Here is a 15,480-nt window from a genome sequence, read left to right on the forward strand (position 1 = left end):
CGCTATTTTTATTAGGTGATAGCATTCGCGCAAGGTGAATTTTGTTTCATATTTTAATTACATAGGAATTTGGGAAATGGCTCGCGGGTTTACTTTACTTGAGCTGCTTATCACGGTTTCCGTTTTGTCTATTTTACTTACGATAGCGGCTCCCAATTTCAAACAAGTCAGTGATACGCAAAAGATGCAACGTTTAGCGGGTGAGATTAATGGCTTGATGATGAGCGCCCGTTCGGAAGCAGTAATGAGAAAGCAGCCGCTATGGGCGCATATTGTCATGTCGGGTTCGGTTAATAGCCAAGGTGAATGGCAAATCGTGCTGACTAATTCAGGAACCTATCCCGGGGGGCAAGTGATTTCATCGCTATCGGGGCAACCTTATCGCAATATTGAATTGGGGGTGAATTACCCGTCAAATCAGATCCATTTTGAAGCCATTAATGGCCGAGCTGTAAATGGGAGCCTTGATTTTTCAACACACCAAGGTGCACTCAAATTCACGACCTATAGACCTTCAGGACGAATGCGCCTATGTGGTAATGGAGGAGACTATTTTGGTTTTAAGCAGTGCAGCTAACATACCGAGAGCAAAAAAGCATACCTATAAAGCTCATATCGCTGAAACCAAGCAGATGGGGGCAACGTTAATTGAGTTCATGGTGGCATCCATGCTTGGCTTGATTGCGATAGCCATTATCGGCTCTGTATTCATCACTGGGCAGAAGGTAGCGACCGAAAGAGGCAAGGAGCTACTGCTACTGCAACAAGTGACGGGCGCGCTGCAATACCTCAAACAAGATATTCAACGTGCAGGTTATGATGGCGGTCATGGTAACTCACTCACGTTATTGGATAACGATGATATCGTTTTTGTTTCGGCCGACCAATCAACGCTCGCGTATGCCTACCTTGATGATACGGGGGCAACGAAACAGATCAGAAATGTTGGGTTTGTCATGACTTCTGGCGCGTTGGGTGTCTGTGACAGGCCGACGTCTGTGATTTCTGGGGCCAAAACCGTTTCCCAAGCGACGGCTGGTTGCTCTGCTATTTTTGATACTAACCAGATTAATGTGACTCATTTTCAAGTCCAGCGAGCATCATTAGCGGCGAATGGTGTGAGCTCAGCCTACATGACGATCTCTATGGCAGCAGAGTTGGTGGGGGATAGCCGTGTATCAACATCATTTGGAGTGGCAATAAAACAAAGGAATTGGCAGTAATGAAGCAAGCTCAGCAAGGCGCTGTAACGTTATTGATCACCACGCTTTTGTTGGTGCTCGCTTTAGTGGTGGCATTAGGCTCCTACCGTTCGCTCTTTTTTCAGATCAAACGAGCACAAAATGAGGTGCAAGCGAGGCAACAGCATTGGCGAGCAGAAGGGGGGCTTGAGTGTGGTTATAGCCATATTGTGAACAATAAAAATAGTTCAATTCCAAATAACCTCAATACCTTGTGTGTCGATTTAGAGTTAACGTACCTCTCTGCAGACCCTACTAACGCCAGTACACTTATGTCCCAGTATCAAATGACGACGTTGAAAAAGAACATTCTGTTTCAACGTGGGAGAAGTCCAGGAGCCATTCGTTCTACTTCAGACTTAATAGTGTTTGGCTCTACACTTATTTCTCCACCAGATCCCGGACCTAAAAATAGTGATGGGAAATATGAATGCGCGGCTATCGCCGTTGCTAAATATGTTATTGCTACGGCGGGAGTGACAAATAATGGTGTTGGGAGTGCTATTCAAAAACCAAGCGCTGTTTTTGACAATAGTGCCGATTGCGCGCCGACGCATAAAACGAACAGTAGTTCACAAAGCGGTATTTGGAAAAATAGTAGCGGTCTTTATGAAGCAGTCGATGTCAAAAATGATATTTACCGAGATGAAACGCTAAACCCATTTAAAGATCTCTTTGGTTACGAACGGGGAGAATGGGAAAAAGCACGCGACGATACTGAATTTAAGTTCTTGAGTTACACAATGACTAGTGGTGATGTTGATTGTGTTTCGAAATTTAAAGGTGCTTTGGTTCTTGGTCAGCCGAATCAAGTATGGATTGATGGCAGTTGTCAACTGAACCAAGCATCGATTGATACAATGTCAACCATACAAAATGCTCATCCTGGGACTTACCTTTTTTTGCTGGTGCATAATGGCGTGTTAGGGATTCGAGGGAGTGGCAGCATTCAAGGGGTGCTCTTTCATTTTAACAGTGGATTTGCCGCTGATACGGCAAATTGGAATGGATTTGATACTGAACTCATCGCGGATCTCAATGCTAATTTTGATGCACCGATAAAAACATTGTACGGCAGCGCTACCACCTTGACGCCAAAGCACGCTACCTACTTACAGTCGGGATCTTTTCAATTTACCGGAGGAATGGCCTTTGATACCCAAGGTCAGATAGCACTATTTTATAACTCGCTACGTTTGCAATATAACAGTGATATTGAAAACAGCTTTTCCTTTTCGGTTCCACCTAGATGGCAAAAAGGTTCATGGAATGATCTCTAAACAGCAAGGATTTAGCCTAATAGAAGTAATGATATCGTTTGTTCTAATTGGTGTTGGGGCACTGGGTTTGGTCAAATTACAAGTGTTGGTTGAGCAAAAGGCGGATTTTGCCGTTCATAGTATCGAAGCACTACATTTGGCCGAACAAAAGTTGGAATGGTTTCGTAGCCGTGGCGCTTCTGCCGCGATTTCTACTCTCACGCCAGCGAATTTTGATAGTGATATTGTCAACGGACAAGATCACTCACATCCCTTTTATACACTCAGTTGGTCAGTACCAACGGTCTCTTTATCGGGCTCACTGAAAACCATTTATATCGAGTCCTATTGGCATGATCGTCAGGGAAATAAGCAGTCAGTTGAGCTGAAAACCATGATTTCGCAGTTCAGTGAGTTTGATTAGCGTCTCGATGCTTATATAAAAATGAAATATTTGATTTTGCAAATTGGTTACTGATTTGTAGGAAAAAAGAGCATAAGAATGTGTTTGGATTGTTGTGGCGGAATGCTGTTTTTGCAAAATATGTCCCCGTTTTTGTAAAAAACTGTAGAAGCTTGTGCTTTGGTTGAGGCTTTTTTATAGAATAACCGACGATTAATAGGTCGGCTAAATAAATTGATATAGGCCTACAGCAGCAACATCACATATGGAGTTACGAATGAGTAATCAAGTCGTAAAACAAGCACCATTTCCGAAGCCGAGCGGTATGGATCGCTTTTTAAATTTTATTGAACGTGCAGGAAATAAAATTCCTGACCCTGCGATTTTGTTCTTCTGGGCACTGATTATTGTTTGGGTTTCATCGGCACTGTTATCTAATGTGACATTTGATTTGACCAACCCTCGAACGGGTGAAGCATTGCAAGTGAATAACCTACTGACAGGTAAAGCGCTCGCGAGTTTTCTAGCCAATATGGTGACCACATTCACCAGCTTTGCGCCGCTAGGTATCGTGCTGGTTGCCATGCTCGGTGTGGGAGTGGCTGATTCTTCAGGGTTTATCACTACAGGCCTTAAGAAAATGCTAAATTTCACGCCAGCGAAACTACTAACACCGATGCTGATTTTGGTGGCGATAGTGTCGCATACGGCTGCTGATGCTGGTTATGTATTGGTTATTCCTCTGGGTGGGATTATTTTCCATGCGGCAGGGCGTCATCCACTGGCCGGTATTGCAGCCGCATTTGCTGGTGTTTCTGGTGGCTTTTCAGCGAACTTTATCCCTTCTGGTATTGATCCTTTGCTCGCTGGTTTTACACAAACCGCCGCACAAATTTTGGATCCTCAATACATAGTGAATCCGCTGGCGAACATTTTCTTCACGGGTTTATCTTCGGTGATCATCGTCGCGATTGGTTGGTATGTGACTGAGAAAATTATTGAACCTCGTCTAGCGAATATGCCTGTCGATGAAGATGCGGAAATAGCGCCTGATCTAGGAACATTCAGCGCAACTGAATCGAGAGCATTTCGTTTTGCTGGCTGGGCAATGGTGGTAGGTATTGCATTACTAGTAGCGGCTTTGATCCCAGAAAACTCAGCACTGCGTTCGCCTGATGGTGAGCTAACGGCCTTTTCTGCGCCAGTGATGAAGTCGATCGTTCCTTTGATTTTTATCTTGTTTATTATTCCGGGAATTGTGTATGGCCGAGTGGCTGGCACCTTTAAAAACAGTAATGACGTGATAAAAGCGATGTCTGGCACCATGGCTACGATGGGCGCATACATAGTGATGTCGTTCTTCTGTGCTCAGTTCTTATCAGCGTTTGGTCAGTCTAATATTGGTACTATGTTGGCATTGTATGGCGCCGAAGGCCTAAAAGCGATGGACTTACCCGGCCAAGCAACGATTGTGGGGATGATTTTACTCACGGCTAGCGTTAATTTGCTGGTGGGTTCGGCCTCGGCAAAATGGGCATTGATTGGTCCAATTCTGGTACCTATGCTGATGGCGGTAGGGATTTCTCCCGAGCTATCGCAAGCGGCTTACCGCGTGGGCGATTCGGTTTCTAACATTATCTCTCCACTGATGGTCTTCTTCCCATTAGTCGTGGTGTATTGCCAACGTTATGTAAAATCGACGGGCATTGGCACCTTGGCTTCAATGATGATGCCTTTCTCCATTGCGATGCTGATTGGTTGGACGCTGTTCCTGCTTGCTTACTGGGCTTTTGGTATTCCGCTAGGGGTGCAAGCGCCTTACACATACAGCTTGTAGCGTTAACGTTATTTATCGAGTCTGAATTAAAAGCCCGCGAGTCTATCGCGGGCTTTTTCAATCTTATTTGTACAGATGTTGCGCGTGAAATGTTAAGTGATCATCAATGAAACTTTGAATGAAAAAATAACTGTGATCATAACCTTTATGCATTCTTAACGAGAGTGGGCTATTGCTCGCTTGTGCAGCGGCGAGTAAGCGTTCAGGTTTAAGCTGTTCGTGTAAAAATGGGTCTTCCTCTCCTTGGTCAACCAAAATGGGTAAGGATGATGAGTGAATGGTGAGCAATTCAACCGCATCGTATTGTTTCCAATCTTGCAGGTTATTACCAAGGTAGTGGCGAAATGCTTTTTGCCCCCAAGGGCAGTGTATTGGGTTGCTTATCGGGCTAAAGGCTGAAATCGAGCGATAGCGTTGAGGGTTTTTCAATCCGATGGTTAACGCACCATGGCCACCCATACTGTGTCCTGCAATCGCTCGCTGTTGGTTTACGGGAAAATGTTGCTCTATTAAGGCTGGAAGTTCTTGCACAATGTAGCTGTACATTTGGTAGTGCTTATCCCAAGGCGCTTGAGTTGCGTTGAGGTAAAATCCTGCGCCAAGGCCAAAATCATACGCTCCTTGCGGGTCGTCAGGAACACCTTCACCTCTTGGGCTGGTATCGGCGGCAACAATCGCGATACCGAGCTTAGCCGCGCTTTGAAATGCGCCAGCTTTTTGCATGAAGTTTTCATCGCTGCATGTTAAGCCGGATAACCAATACAACACCGGAACCGATTGGTAGGCCGCTTGAGGTGGAAGATAAATAGCAAAACGCATACTGCACCCTAGTACTTGTGATGAGTGCGTGTACTGTTTATGCCAGCCTTCAAATACTTTGGCTTGGCTAATGTTTTCAATGTGCATAGCAAGTTTCCCCACCCTGCCCTTTAAGAAAAAAGGGCTGACTATTAAGGCTTATTGGTCAAAATGAATCACAGAACGAATACTTTCGCCTTTATGCATTAAATCAAAGGCTTGGTTTATATCCTCTAAACCCATGGTATGGGTAATAAACTCTTGCAAACCAAATTCGCCCGCCAGATAGCGCTCGACAATGTGTGGCAGTTCCGAGCGGCCTTTTACGCCGCCAAATGCACTACCACGCCATACTCGGCCCGTCACTAATTGGAAAGGGCGAGTTGATATTTCTTGGCCCGCGCCAGCCACACCAATAATGACCGATTCTCCCCAGCCTTTATGGCAGCATTCTAACGCTTGGCGCATTACATTGACGTTACCGATGCACTCAAAAGAAAAATCAACACCGCCATCAGTCATCTCAATAATCACTTCTTGGATTGGCTTAGTCAGAGTTTTCGGGTTCAGGCAGTCCGTTGCACCAAGCTGAGTAGCAAGCTCAAACTTATTCTCATTGATATCAATGCCAATAATACGGCTGGCACCGGCCATTCTTGCGCCAATAATGGCGGAAAGCCCGATGCCGCCTAGGCCAAAGATGGCCACAGTATCACCTTGTTTAACTTTGGCCGTATTGAGCACCGCGCCCATGCCCGTTGTGACACCACAACCGAGCAAGCAGACCTCTTCTAATGGCGCCGCTTTATTGACCTTAGCCAAGGAAATTTCTGGCAATACGGTATACTCAGAAAAGGTGGAGCAACCCATATAATGGAAAATGGGTTGGCCGTCTTTATAGAAACGTGTAGTGCCATCCGGCATTAATCCTTTTCCTTGCGTTTCACGTACTGCTTGGCACAGGTTGGTTTTACCTGATTTACAGAATTTGCATTCACCACACTCTGCGGTGTACAAGGGAATGACATGATCTCCTACCTCGACGCTGGTTACCCCTTCACCAATCCTCTCAACGATACCGCCGCCTTCGTGGCCGAGGATAACCGGAAAAATCCCTTCAGGGTCTTCACCAGATAGCGTAAAGGCATCGGTATGACAAACGCCGCTCGCAATAATACGCACCAACACTTCGCCTTTTTGGGGCAACATAACGTCAACCTCCTCGACTTTTAGTGGTTGATTTGGCCCCCACGCAATCGCCGCGCGAGATTTAATGAATTGATGTGATGACATAAGATTTTCCTTTGCACATTACTTGAAGTTTCAAGTGAGTTGGGGAGAGTGACAGTATATTCCCTTCTTGAAATTTGATAATCGATCTAAAATAAGAATCACTTTTACTTATCAGTAATAATTAAGATGGCGAGTTGGGAAGGCATTCATGAATTTGTTGCGGTGGCTGAAACTGGAAGTTTTACCGCAGCAGCACATAAACTATCGACATCAGTAGCGAATGTCAGCCGACGTATTGCGCTATTAGAAGAGCGCTTGGCGGTAAAGTTGTTGCAACGTACCACGCGGCGAGTCTCCCTGACCGAAGCGGGTCAACTCTATTATCATCAGTGTCGGCAATTGGTTGAAGGCTTAGCGCAGGCTGATCTTGCTGTCACGCAGATGCAGCAAACGCCGTCAGGTTTACTGAAAGTGACCGCTCCGGTGACTTATGGTGAGCAGAAAGTCGCGCCTTTGCTGCATGAGTTTTTACAGTTACATCCTCAATTGGAGTTGGAACTGATACTCACTAACCAAAAATTGGATCTGATTGCGGAAGGAATTGATGTCGCCGTACGATTAGGGCAGTTAGATGATTCGAGTTTTATTGGCAAAAAGTTATCCAACCGACAACTGTTTGTCTGCGCTAGCCCTGACTATTTGGTGAAATATGGCACCCCCTATTCATTGTCAGAGTTGGTTCATCACCAATGTTTACAAGGTACTATGAACTATTGGCGATTTAAGGATCAACAACGCTCTCGTGAAATCGGTGTTAAAGGAAAAATTAAATGCAACAGCGGTGTGGCGTTATTGAATGCCGCGTTGCAAGGGATTGGAATCGTACAATTGCCCGACTATTATGTAGAGCCGTATTTGCTCTCGGGTGAGTTGCAAGAAGTGCTACATCAGTACCGAGATGATCGTGAAGGTGTATGGGCCTTATACCCACAAAATCGCCATTTGTCCTCAAAAGTTAGGCTGCTGGTGGATTTTCTGGCAGAACGGCTATCGTCCGCTAACGGCAAAGGCTAGTGAAAGAGAATATAGGATATATGAATACACAGTTTACCGTTCAAGATCAAAAGTTTATGCGCCGAGCCATCGCGCTTGCCAATCTTGCAGAACAAGCAGGTGAAGTGCCTGTGGGCGCTGTGCTTGTTAAAGATGGCGAAATCATTGCTGAAGGTTGGAATGCCTCTATTGGTCAACATGATGCGACAGCGCACGCTGAAATTCAGGCTCTGCGTCAAGCAGGTCAACGGTTACAAAATTATCGTTTGCTTGATACTACCTTATACGTCACTTTGGAGCCTTGTCCAATGTGCGCAGGCGCACTGCTGCATAGCCGAGTCAAAAGGATTGTCTTTGGCGCTCCAGATCTCAAAGCTGGGGCGGCCGGTACGGTGCTGAATTTATTTGAAAGCCAAGCCTCCTATCATTACGCGACGGTCGATAAAGGATTGTTAGAAGAAGAGTGTCGGGAGCAACTGCAATCTTTTTTTAGACGAAGACGCGCAGAGATACAGGCGGAAAAACAGCGGAATAAACAACAGAGTGATGGGCTTTAGCAAACATCCACTTTGAGTAGATGTTTGCCGCTGAAGGTTAAGCAGAGATTAATTGCATAAATGCACGGTTACGCCAGATAATTTTCTTTTTATTATTGGATAACATACGCTTACGACGGTTCGCTGCCACCGTTTTATTAAGGTGTTTTGATAGCTTTTTACGTTTAAGCATAAACAACCTCCTACTGCTGAGTTTTGACAATGATCCCTAATGGTTTAGGGTGCCTTATGACAATCTTAATCTGCCTTTATAGTGCAGGATTGTTACCATAATATGAAACTTAGGAAACGATCTTTTTCACGTTTTGATGTATGGGCTGCACACTTGGAAATCAAGTGTGCAATTTTTGTTCAACGTGGAAGATTTAGCTATCCTTATGCTTATCGAGCTGCGGGGTCGAGATACTGATTATCCTGCGCCTCATCGGCAGACTCCATAGCTTCCAACGCGGCTTCCTCCTCCTCAATACTGATCACAACCAAATCATCAATACCTGAACTATTGTCTATCTGCTTTTGTTGATCAACATGGCCAATAATACTTTGATAATAGCGACGAATATTTTCAACGTAGGCCTTGGCTTCGTCACCTCGCGCGTAGCCATATCGAGTCTGGCTGAAGTATTTCTTTTGTCTCAGTTGAGGGAGGCGTTCTTTGACTTCAGTCCATGAATCAGGGTTCGCACCTTGTTGCTTGGTTAAGCGTCTTGCATCCATCATATGCCCATAGCCGACGTTATAGGAAGCGAGAGCAAACCAAATTTTCTCATGTTCTGGGATGGAGTCTGGTATACGCTGTACCATCCGACGCAGGTATTCGACACCACCACGAATCGATTGTTCCGGATCAAGTCGATTGGCGACACCAACACTTCTTGCCGTAGGGAGAGTCAACATCATCATACCGCGGACCCCGGTGGGGGATTTAGCTAATGGATTCCAGTGAGACTCTTGATAAGCTAAGGCGGCAATCAATCGCCAATCAAACTCGTCAGAATATTGTTGGAAAAGAGGGGCCCATTTTGGTAGGCGGACATCGAGTGCTCTAATAAAGGCGCGCGTATCGACATAATCAAACGTGCCCACGTGACCAATATATTTCTCTTCCAAGGCCGCTAATTGACCAGATTGTTTAAGGTTGCCAAAAAACTCAATCATCAAGGCGTATAAGCTTTCATCTTCAGAACGACGCATATACCAAGCGATAGGCTGATCTTCAGTTAATTCAAAGGCGACGGCTAAGTCAGGGTAGATTCGCTGCGACAGCGAGACTTCGACCGAATCAGCCATGGTAAATAGCAGTTCGCCATTCGAAACCTGTTTTAAAAGGTCGTTAACGTCGGCGTTATTATTCACATTGTACTGAAACTCTGGGTAGGTCTGTTTAATGTCGCTGAGCGTATTTTCAAAGTGGGATTCATTCACGATAGAAAAAACGCTGTCACCTTCATGACCAGCAATCAGTTCCGGTTGTTTTTCCAGTAATTGTTTTAAATTTCTTGGACGCCAGTTGCCTTTCTTATAGACGACTTGTTGGCTGACATAGTAATAAGCGGGCCCTGTTCTGTACTCATTCAAGCGTTGATTCGATTGACTTAACCCTGCTGCAACAACGTCGATTTCCCCATTTTTCAGTGCAGGAAAGAGACTAGACAACCGATAAGCGGGTTTCATCTCTAGTTTAACCCCAAGCTGATTGGCAAATTCGCGCGCTAGTTCGTAGTCCAGCCCTGCAGGGCCATCTGGGCCAATGTAGTAGGAGAGTTGATTGTTCAACGTACCCACTCGCAATACGCCACGTTCACGAATATGGTCAAGCTCGCTTTTAGGATCTGAATCGATTTGGCAACCGACGACAAAAAGAGTGAGTAGGAAAATGGACAATGAGCGATGAAGCTGAATCAGATAATACTTTGGCATTTATGAGCGATCTCTTACATCAATTACTGCCTTTATATCAAAGGCGGCCATATTGGCAAAGTTTCAGATCAAAAACGGATGAAAAAGTGTCGGCGACCACGCTAATGTGGCTGTATTTCAAATTTGACAAAAAAAATGACGCAAACGGTTGCTTTTGGTGTTACGTCACAAAAAGAATTCCTTTATAATGCGTTCGAAATTACGAGGTGAAATTGGTATGTATTCAGTTTTCTTTTATTAACTTATTGTATTTTAATGATTTTGAATTCATTCCAATTACACCTCAACCCACTGTATAAGAGACCTAAGCACATGAGAATTTTGCGTGGCTCCCCAGCGCTTTCTGAGTTTCGTGTTAACAAACTCGTTGAACTTTGTCGTGAACAGCAACTGCCTGTATCGGGTATTTACGCGGAGTTCATGCATTTTGCTGATCTCTCTGCGGATTTAGACGCTCAATCCCTTGAAAAATTAGAGAAACTACTCACTTATGGCCCAACGATTCAAGAACATGAGCCACAAGGTCTTCTTTTACTGGTCACTCCTCGCCCTGGAACCATCTCGCCTTGGTCTTCCAAAGCGACGGATATTGCGCATAACTGTGGTTTGAATGAGGTGAAGCGCTTAGAGCGAGGCACGGCTTACTACATCGAATTAGATCGCGAACTTTCTCAACCGCAACTTGTTACGCTTTATTCCCTGCTGTACGACCGAATGATGGAAGTCGTGTTTACCGATTTCGAATCAGCAACTTCACTGTTTAAAGTCGCTGAACCTGCTCCCGTAGCGTACGTCGACTTGCTGAATGGCGGCCGCTCAGCGCTTGAAAAAGCAAACGTTACCCTTGGGCTTGCATTGGCTGACGATGAAATTGATTATTTGTTCGAAAGCTTCGTCACTAAGCTTGAGCGTAATCCAACCGATATCGAATTAATGATGTTTGCTCAAGCAAACTCTGAGCATTGTCGCCATAAAATCTTCAATGCCGATTGGACTATTGATGGCGTTAAGCAAGATAAATCGCTGTTTAAGATGATCAAAAACACTTATGAAGTGACTCCTGATCACGTGCTGTCTGCCTATAAAGATAATGCCGCCGTCATGGTGGGTTCAGACGTTGGGCGTTTTTTCCCTGATCCAGAGACACGCCAATATGGTTATCACCATGAAAAAGCGCATATTTTAATGAAGGTGGAAACACACAACCACCCGACGGCGATTGCTCCTTGGCCGGGCGCTTCAACGGGTTCCGGTGGTGAAATTCGTGACGAAGGTGCAACGGGGATTGGTGGAAAACCTAAAGCCGGGTTAGTCGGTTTTACTACTTCAAACTTGCGTATTCCTAATTTTGTGCAGCCTTGGGAAACGGATTTTGGTAAACCGGGGCGCATTGTCACGGCACTTGATATTATGCTGGAAGGCCCGCTCGGTGGCGCGGCTTTTAACAACGAATTTGGTCGTCCCAACTTGTTAGGTTACTTCCGTACTTACGAAGAGAAAGTCAATTCTCACGCTGGTGAAGAAGTGCGTGGTTATCACAAACCAATCATGATTGCTGGTGGGATGGGGAATATCCGCGACGAGCATGTGCAGAAAAAAGAGATCCCTGTTGGTGCGAGCTTAATTGTGCTCGGTGGTCCGGCAATGAACATTGGCCTTGGTGGGGGCGCCGCTTCTTCGATGGCATCTGGCCAATCTGCGGAAGATCTTGATTTTGCGTCGGTACAGCGTGAAAACCCAGAGATGGAACGCCGCTGCCAAGAGGTGATTGATCGCTGCTGGCAACTCGGTGAGGCGAATCCGATCGCCTTTATCCATGATGTGGGCGCTGGTGGTATCTCAAACGCATTGCCTGAGCTTGTTGATGATGGCGAACGTGGCGGTATTTTCCAACTGCGTGATGTGCCTAACGATGAGCCGGGAATGAGCCCGCTTGAAATTTGGTGTAATGAATCACAAGAGCGTTACGTGCTGGCTGTAGCGCCAGAAAACATGGCGCGCTTTGATGCCATTTGCCAACGTGAGCGCGCGCCTTATGCTGTTGTGGGCATTGCCACTGAAGAGCGTGAACTGAAATTGGAAGATTCACATTTCGACAATACGCCAATTGATATGCCGATGGACGTATTGCTTGGCAAAACACCTAAAATGTATCGTGATGTGAAGACGCTGAAAGTTAATAATCCAGCACTTGATCGCCGTGATATCGAATTGAACGAAGCGATTGATCGAATACTGCGTCTCCCTGCGGTTGCAGAAAAAACCTTCCTCATCACCATTGGTGACCGAACCGTCACTGGCTTGGTTGCTCGTGACCAAATGGTTGGTCCATGGCAAGTGCCAGTAGCAAACTGCGCGGTTACCGCGGCAAGTTATGATACTTACCATGGCGAAGCGATGTCGATGGGGGAGCGCACGCCAGTTGCCTTGCTGGATTTTGGGGCATCGGCACGCTTAGCCGTGGGCGAAGCGATCACCAACATTGCCGCTACCCATATCGGTGATATCAAACACATTAAGTTGTCGGCGAACTGGATGTCACCAGCGGGTCACCCTGGTGAAGATGCTGGTTTGTATGAGGCAGTAAAAGCGGTCGGTGAAGAGCTTTGTCCTGCGCTCGGCCTGACTATCCCTGTGGGTAAAGATTCGATGTCGATGAAGACCAAATGGGATGAGAATGGCGAACAAAAAGAAGTGACCTCTCCGCTATCATTGGTGATCACGGCATTTGCTCGTGTTGAAGATGTACGTAACACCATCACCCCTCAGTTAAGAACCGATAAGGGCGAAACCTCACTGGTTTTGATTGATTTAGGTAATGGTAAGAATCGCTTGGGCGCAACGGCGTTAGCACAAGTCTACAAACAGTTGGGTGATAAACCCGCAGACGTAGATAATGCGGCGCAGCTTAAAGCCTTCTATGAAGCGATCCAAACCTTGGTCGCGAATCAGCAGATTATTGCCTATCACGATAAAGGTGACGGTGGTTTATTCGTTACTCTAGCTGAAATGGCCTTTGCTGGTCATTGTGGCGTGAAAGCCGATATCGCCGCGCTAGGTGATGATGCATTGGCCGCGTTATTTAATGAAGAGCTGGGCGCAGTCATTCAAGTTCGTCACCACGATTTAGATACGGTGATCTCGACGCTAACGGCGCATGGTTTACAAGCGTGTTCACACGTTATCGGTCGTGTTGACGCTTCTGATGAGCTAGCCATTACCGCTGGTGAACAACCTATTGTTGTGCGTAACCGCACCGAACTTCGCACCATTTGGGCTGAAACCACGCATAAGATGCAAGCGCTGCGCGATAACCCGCAGTGCGCGGACCAAGAGTTTGCAGCAAAACAAGATAACAGTGATAAAGGCCTTAACGTCAGTTTGAGCTTTGACGTGCAACAAGATGTTGCAGCACCGTATATTGCTAAAGGCGTGAAGCCAAAAATGGCTATTTTGCGCGAGCAAGGGGTTAACTCACACGTTGAAATGGCGGCAGCGTTTGATCGCGCAGGCTTTGAAACAACCGATATACACATGAGCGACATCTTAACGGGTCAAACAGTGCTTGAAGAGTACCAAGGCCTCGTCGCATGTGGTGGGTTCTCTTATGGTGACGTATTGGGCGCGGGCGAAGGTTGGGCGAAATCAGTGCTGTTTAATGTACAAGCTCGTGAACAGTTCCAACGTTTCTTCCAACGTGAAGATACTTTCTCGCTAGGAGTGTGTAACGGCTGTCAAATGCTGTCGAATTTGAAAGAGTTAATCCCCGGGGCTGATTTATGGCCGCGTTTTGTGCGCAATGAATCAGAGCGTTTTGAAGCGCGCTTTAGCTTAGTGGAAGTGCAGCAATCTGATTCACTGTTTTTTAATGAGATGGCTGGCTCGCGCATGCCGATTGCGGTTTCGCACGGCGAAGGGCGCGTTGAAGTTCGTGATACGGCACATTTAACGGCGATTGAACAATCAGGCACCGTTGCGCTGCGTTTTGTGGATAACAACGGCCATGCCACGCAGCAATATCCGAACAACCCAAATGGTTCACCAAATGCCATTACAGGCTTAACGACTCAAGATGGCCGTGTGACGATCATGATGCCGCACCCAGAGCGCGTGTTCCGCACGGTAGCGAACTCTTGGCATCCTGATTCTTGGGGTGAAAACAGTCCATGGATGCGTATGTTCCAAAATGCACGTAAGAACTTAGGGTAACTCACCTTGTCGCCAGTGAGAGAAACGACTTAGTCTTGTTATTCCAGCCGCTGCAACTCAGCGGCTTTTTTGTTTACTTTGAGGATGAATTTTTTGTAAAAAATGCAGAAAAAAATTGTGATTTGTGCTCTAATGCCGCGCTTACCAAGGGATGGTGTTCAACATCCGCCGCCATATAATATAATGGCGCGCGACAAACGTTGATGAGTAATCCCTTATTATTCCCTTAGGAAAACGAAAATGTCAGAAAGTAAAAAATTTACCATCAAAGTGACTGAAAAGCGCAATGGTTGGGCGGCGGAAATCGTACGTCAAGTGACCTCTCGCAGAAGTGTTGTTTCAAAGCGCGAAATGGGTTTTGAAAGCGAAGCACAAGCACAAGCTTGGGCGGAAAAAGAGCTCAGTGGCTTTATTGAGAACCAAGCGAAACGCAATGAGCGTAAGGCTCTGGCAAGAAAAGAGAAAAAAGCTTAGTACAAAAAATTTGAGTGCTGTGCTTTAAGAACTGTTATTTGAACGAAAACCCGCTTTAAATTAGCGGGTTTTTTATGCCTTAACGAAATTGACCGATTTGCGGTAAAAACTCAAAGCCTGCACTGGCTAAGCGAGCTTCTAATGCCGCCCGATCGATATCAACGTCATCCGCCAGCTTATCAAGATCGCCATTAAAATCATCACGTAGCTTCATATTGATGATGCTCATCAGCATGATTGGATCCATTGTGGCAAAATTGGCTAAATTCATCACTTATCCTCGAAATCAGAAATCAGCAAGTTAGCTGCCGCAAAGGCTGCTTGCTCTCGAACCGCTTTTGGCAGCGATTCGTCTGCTGCGACATCATTCAAGGTTTTGATGGCGCAGGAGATTGCTTGAGGAATATAAGCTTGATCACCACTGCCTATCTGCGCATAAAGCTCGCGCACTAATTCACAACAACCGTAAACTTGCATAGATTAAATCCTAACTAAT

At 45.9% G+C, this 15,480-nt stretch carries 15 protein-coding genes; 9 read left to right on the top strand and 6 right to left on the bottom strand.

What is annotated here, in order from left to right:
- The first annotated feature begins 76 nt into the window (after nucleotides 1–76).
- From NB504_RS04795 to NB504_RS04815, 5 genes are all read left to right on the top strand, one after another.
- A complete protein-coding gene (locus NB504_RS04795; protein WP_017043370.1) occupies nucleotides 77–577 on the top strand; it encodes a GspH/FimT family pseudopilin in 501 nt (166 codons plus the stop codon).
- On the top strand, nucleotides 555–1,223 hold the full coding sequence (locus tag NB504_RS04800) for a PilW family protein (protein ID WP_258428399.1): 669 nt from the start codon (nucleotides 555–557) through the stop codon (nucleotides 1,221–1,223). The genes NB504_RS04795 and NB504_RS04800 overlap by 23 nt, the downstream gene beginning before the upstream one ends.
- Nucleotides 1,214–2,521 carry a hypothetical protein gene (locus NB504_RS04805; RefSeq protein WP_013857426.1) on the top strand — a complete coding sequence of 436 codons (1,308 nt, stop codon included), beginning with the start codon at nucleotides 1,214–1,216 and terminating at the stop codon, nucleotides 2,519–2,521. The genes NB504_RS04800 and NB504_RS04805 overlap by 10 nt, the downstream gene beginning before the upstream one ends.
- Complete coding sequence (locus NB504_RS04810) at nucleotides 2,511–2,924, top strand: prepilin-type N-terminal cleavage/methylation domain-containing protein (RefSeq protein ID WP_017045593.1); 414 nt, start codon at nucleotides 2,511–2,513, stop codon at nucleotides 2,922–2,924. The genes NB504_RS04805 and NB504_RS04810 overlap by 11 nt, the downstream gene beginning before the upstream one ends.
- A 256-nt stretch (nucleotides 2,925–3,180) precedes the next feature.
- A complete protein-coding gene (locus NB504_RS04815; protein ID WP_017045592.1) occupies nucleotides 3,181–4,740 on the top strand; it encodes an AbgT family transporter in 1,560 nt (519 codons plus the stop codon).
- A gap of 63 nt (nucleotides 4,741–4,803) precedes the next feature.
- Here the strand turns inward: NB504_RS04815 and fghA are convergent, their stop codons facing one another.
- Together fghA and NB504_RS04825 are read right to left on the bottom strand one after the other, a co-directional pair.
- Nucleotides 4,804–5,646 carry an S-formylglutathione hydrolase gene (gene fghA / locus NB504_RS04820; protein ID WP_258428401.1) on the bottom strand — a complete coding sequence of 281 codons (843 nt, stop codon included), beginning with the start codon at nucleotides 5,644–5,646 and terminating at the stop codon, nucleotides 4,804–4,806.
- Nucleotides 5,647–5,697: 51 nt separating this feature from the next.
- Complete coding sequence (locus NB504_RS04825; RefSeq protein WP_013857421.1) at nucleotides 5,698–6,831, bottom strand: S-(hydroxymethyl)glutathione dehydrogenase/class III alcohol dehydrogenase; 1,134 nt, start codon at nucleotides 6,829–6,831, stop codon at nucleotides 5,698–5,700.
- A 126-nt stretch (nucleotides 6,832–6,957) separates the two neighbouring features.
- Here NB504_RS04825 and NB504_RS04830 point away from each other — a divergent pair, with 126 nt between their 5' ends.
- Nucleotides 6,958–7,845 carry a LysR family transcriptional regulator gene (locus NB504_RS04830; protein ID WP_017045589.1) on the top strand — a complete coding sequence of 296 codons (888 nt, stop codon included), beginning with the start codon at nucleotides 6,958–6,960 and terminating at the stop codon, nucleotides 7,843–7,845.
- A gap of 20 nt (nucleotides 7,846–7,865) precedes the next feature.
- Nucleotides 7,866–8,381: a tRNA adenosine(34) deaminase TadA gene (gene tadA / locus NB504_RS04835; protein ID WP_170888572.1), complete on the top strand. Its 516-nt coding sequence runs from the start codon at nucleotides 7,866–7,868 to the stop codon at nucleotides 8,379–8,381.
- A 37-nt stretch (nucleotides 8,382–8,418) separates the two neighbouring features.
- Here tadA and NB504_RS04840 read toward each other — a convergent pair whose 3' ends face one another.
- Together NB504_RS04840 and mltF are read right to left on the bottom strand one after the other, a co-directional pair.
- Nucleotides 8,419–8,553: a hypothetical protein gene (locus NB504_RS04840; RefSeq protein WP_254917022.1), complete on the bottom strand. Its 135-nt coding sequence runs from the start codon at nucleotides 8,551–8,553 to the stop codon at nucleotides 8,419–8,421.
- 209 nt (nucleotides 8,554–8,762) lie between these two features.
- A complete protein-coding gene (gene mltF, locus NB504_RS04845; protein ID WP_258428402.1) occupies nucleotides 8,763–10,301 on the bottom strand; it encodes a membrane-bound lytic murein transglycosylase MltF in 1,539 nt (512 codons plus the stop codon).
- A 312-nt stretch (nucleotides 10,302–10,613) separates the two neighbouring features.
- On the opposite strand from mltF, the gene purL reads away from it, so the two are divergent.
- Together purL and NB504_RS04855 are read left to right on the top strand one after the other, a co-directional pair.
- On the top strand, nucleotides 10,614–14,510 hold the full coding sequence (gene purL / locus NB504_RS04850; RefSeq protein WP_194663208.1) for a phosphoribosylformylglycinamidine synthase: 3,897 nt from the start codon (nucleotides 10,614–10,616) through the stop codon (nucleotides 14,508–14,510).
- Between the two features lie 240 nt (nucleotides 14,511–14,750).
- Entirely contained in the window at nucleotides 14,751–14,984 is a 234-nt protein-coding gene (locus tag NB504_RS04855; RefSeq protein ID WP_010319076.1) for a DUF3622 domain-containing protein, read from the top strand.
- A 79-nt stretch (nucleotides 14,985–15,063) separates the two neighbouring features.
- Here NB504_RS04855 and NB504_RS04860 read toward each other — a convergent pair whose 3' ends face one another.
- Together NB504_RS04860 and NB504_RS04865 are read right to left on the bottom strand one after the other, a co-directional pair.
- Nucleotides 15,064–15,255, bottom strand: coding sequence for a DUF4250 domain-containing protein (locus NB504_RS04860; RefSeq protein ID WP_258428403.1), 192 nt, complete (start codon nucleotides 15,253–15,255; stop codon nucleotides 15,064–15,066).
- A complete protein-coding gene (locus NB504_RS04865) occupies nucleotides 15,255–15,461 on the bottom strand; it encodes a YaeP family protein (protein WP_010319078.1) in 207 nt (68 codons plus the stop codon). The genes NB504_RS04860 and NB504_RS04865 overlap by 1 nt, the downstream gene beginning before the upstream one ends.
- Between the last annotated feature and the right edge of the window lie 19 nt (nucleotides 15,462–15,480).

The sequence above is a fragment of the Vibrio sp. RM-69-4 genome, from assembly GCF_024743775.1.
Taxonomy (GTDB): Bacteria; Pseudomonadota; Gammaproteobacteria; order Enterobacterales; family Vibrionaceae; genus Vibrio; species Vibrio anguillarum.

Excerpts from the sequence above, each read along its gene's own strand:
- NB504_RS04855 (WP_010319076.1), top strand. The coding sequence starts at position 14,751 with ATGTCAGAAAGTAAAAAATTTACCATCAAAGTGACTGAAAAGCGCAAT.
- mltF (WP_258428402.1), bottom strand. The coding sequence starts at position 10,301 with ATGCCAAAGTATTATCTGATTCAGCTTCATCGCTCATTGTCCATTTTC.
- NB504_RS04825 (WP_013857421.1), bottom strand. The coding sequence starts at position 6,831 with ATGTCATCACATCAATTCATTAAATCTCGCGCGGCGATTGCGTGGGGG.
- NB504_RS04840 (WP_254917022.1), bottom strand. The coding sequence starts at position 8,553 with ATGCTTAAACGTAAAAAGCTATCAAAACACCTTAATAAAACGGTGGCA.
- fghA (WP_258428401.1), bottom strand. The coding sequence starts at position 5,646 with ATGCACATTGAAAACATTAGCCAAGCCAAAGTATTTGAAGGCTGGCAT.
- NB504_RS04815 (WP_017045592.1), top strand. The coding sequence starts at position 3,181 with ATGAGTAATCAAGTCGTAAAACAAGCACCATTTCCGAAGCCGAGCGGT.
- NB504_RS04865 (WP_010319078.1), bottom strand. The coding sequence starts at position 15,461 with ATGCAAGTTTACGGTTGTTGTGAATTAGTGCGCGAGCTTTATGCGCAG.
- NB504_RS04795 (WP_017043370.1), top strand. The coding sequence starts at position 77 with ATGGCTCGCGGGTTTACTTTACTTGAGCTGCTTATCACGGTTTCCGTT.
- purL (WP_194663208.1), top strand. The coding sequence starts at position 10,614 with ATGAGAATTTTGCGTGGCTCCCCAGCGCTTTCTGAGTTTCGTGTTAAC.
- NB504_RS04830 (WP_017045589.1), top strand. The coding sequence starts at position 6,958 with ATGGCGAGTTGGGAAGGCATTCATGAATTTGTTGCGGTGGCTGAAACT.
- tadA (WP_170888572.1), top strand. The coding sequence starts at position 7,866 with ATGAATACACAGTTTACCGTTCAAGATCAAAAGTTTATGCGCCGAGCC.
- NB504_RS04860 (WP_258428403.1), bottom strand. The coding sequence starts at position 15,255 with ATGAATTTAGCCAATTTTGCCACAATGGATCCAATCATGCTGATGAGC.
- NB504_RS04810 (WP_017045593.1), top strand. The coding sequence starts at position 2,511 with ATGATCTCTAAACAGCAAGGATTTAGCCTAATAGAAGTAATGATATCG.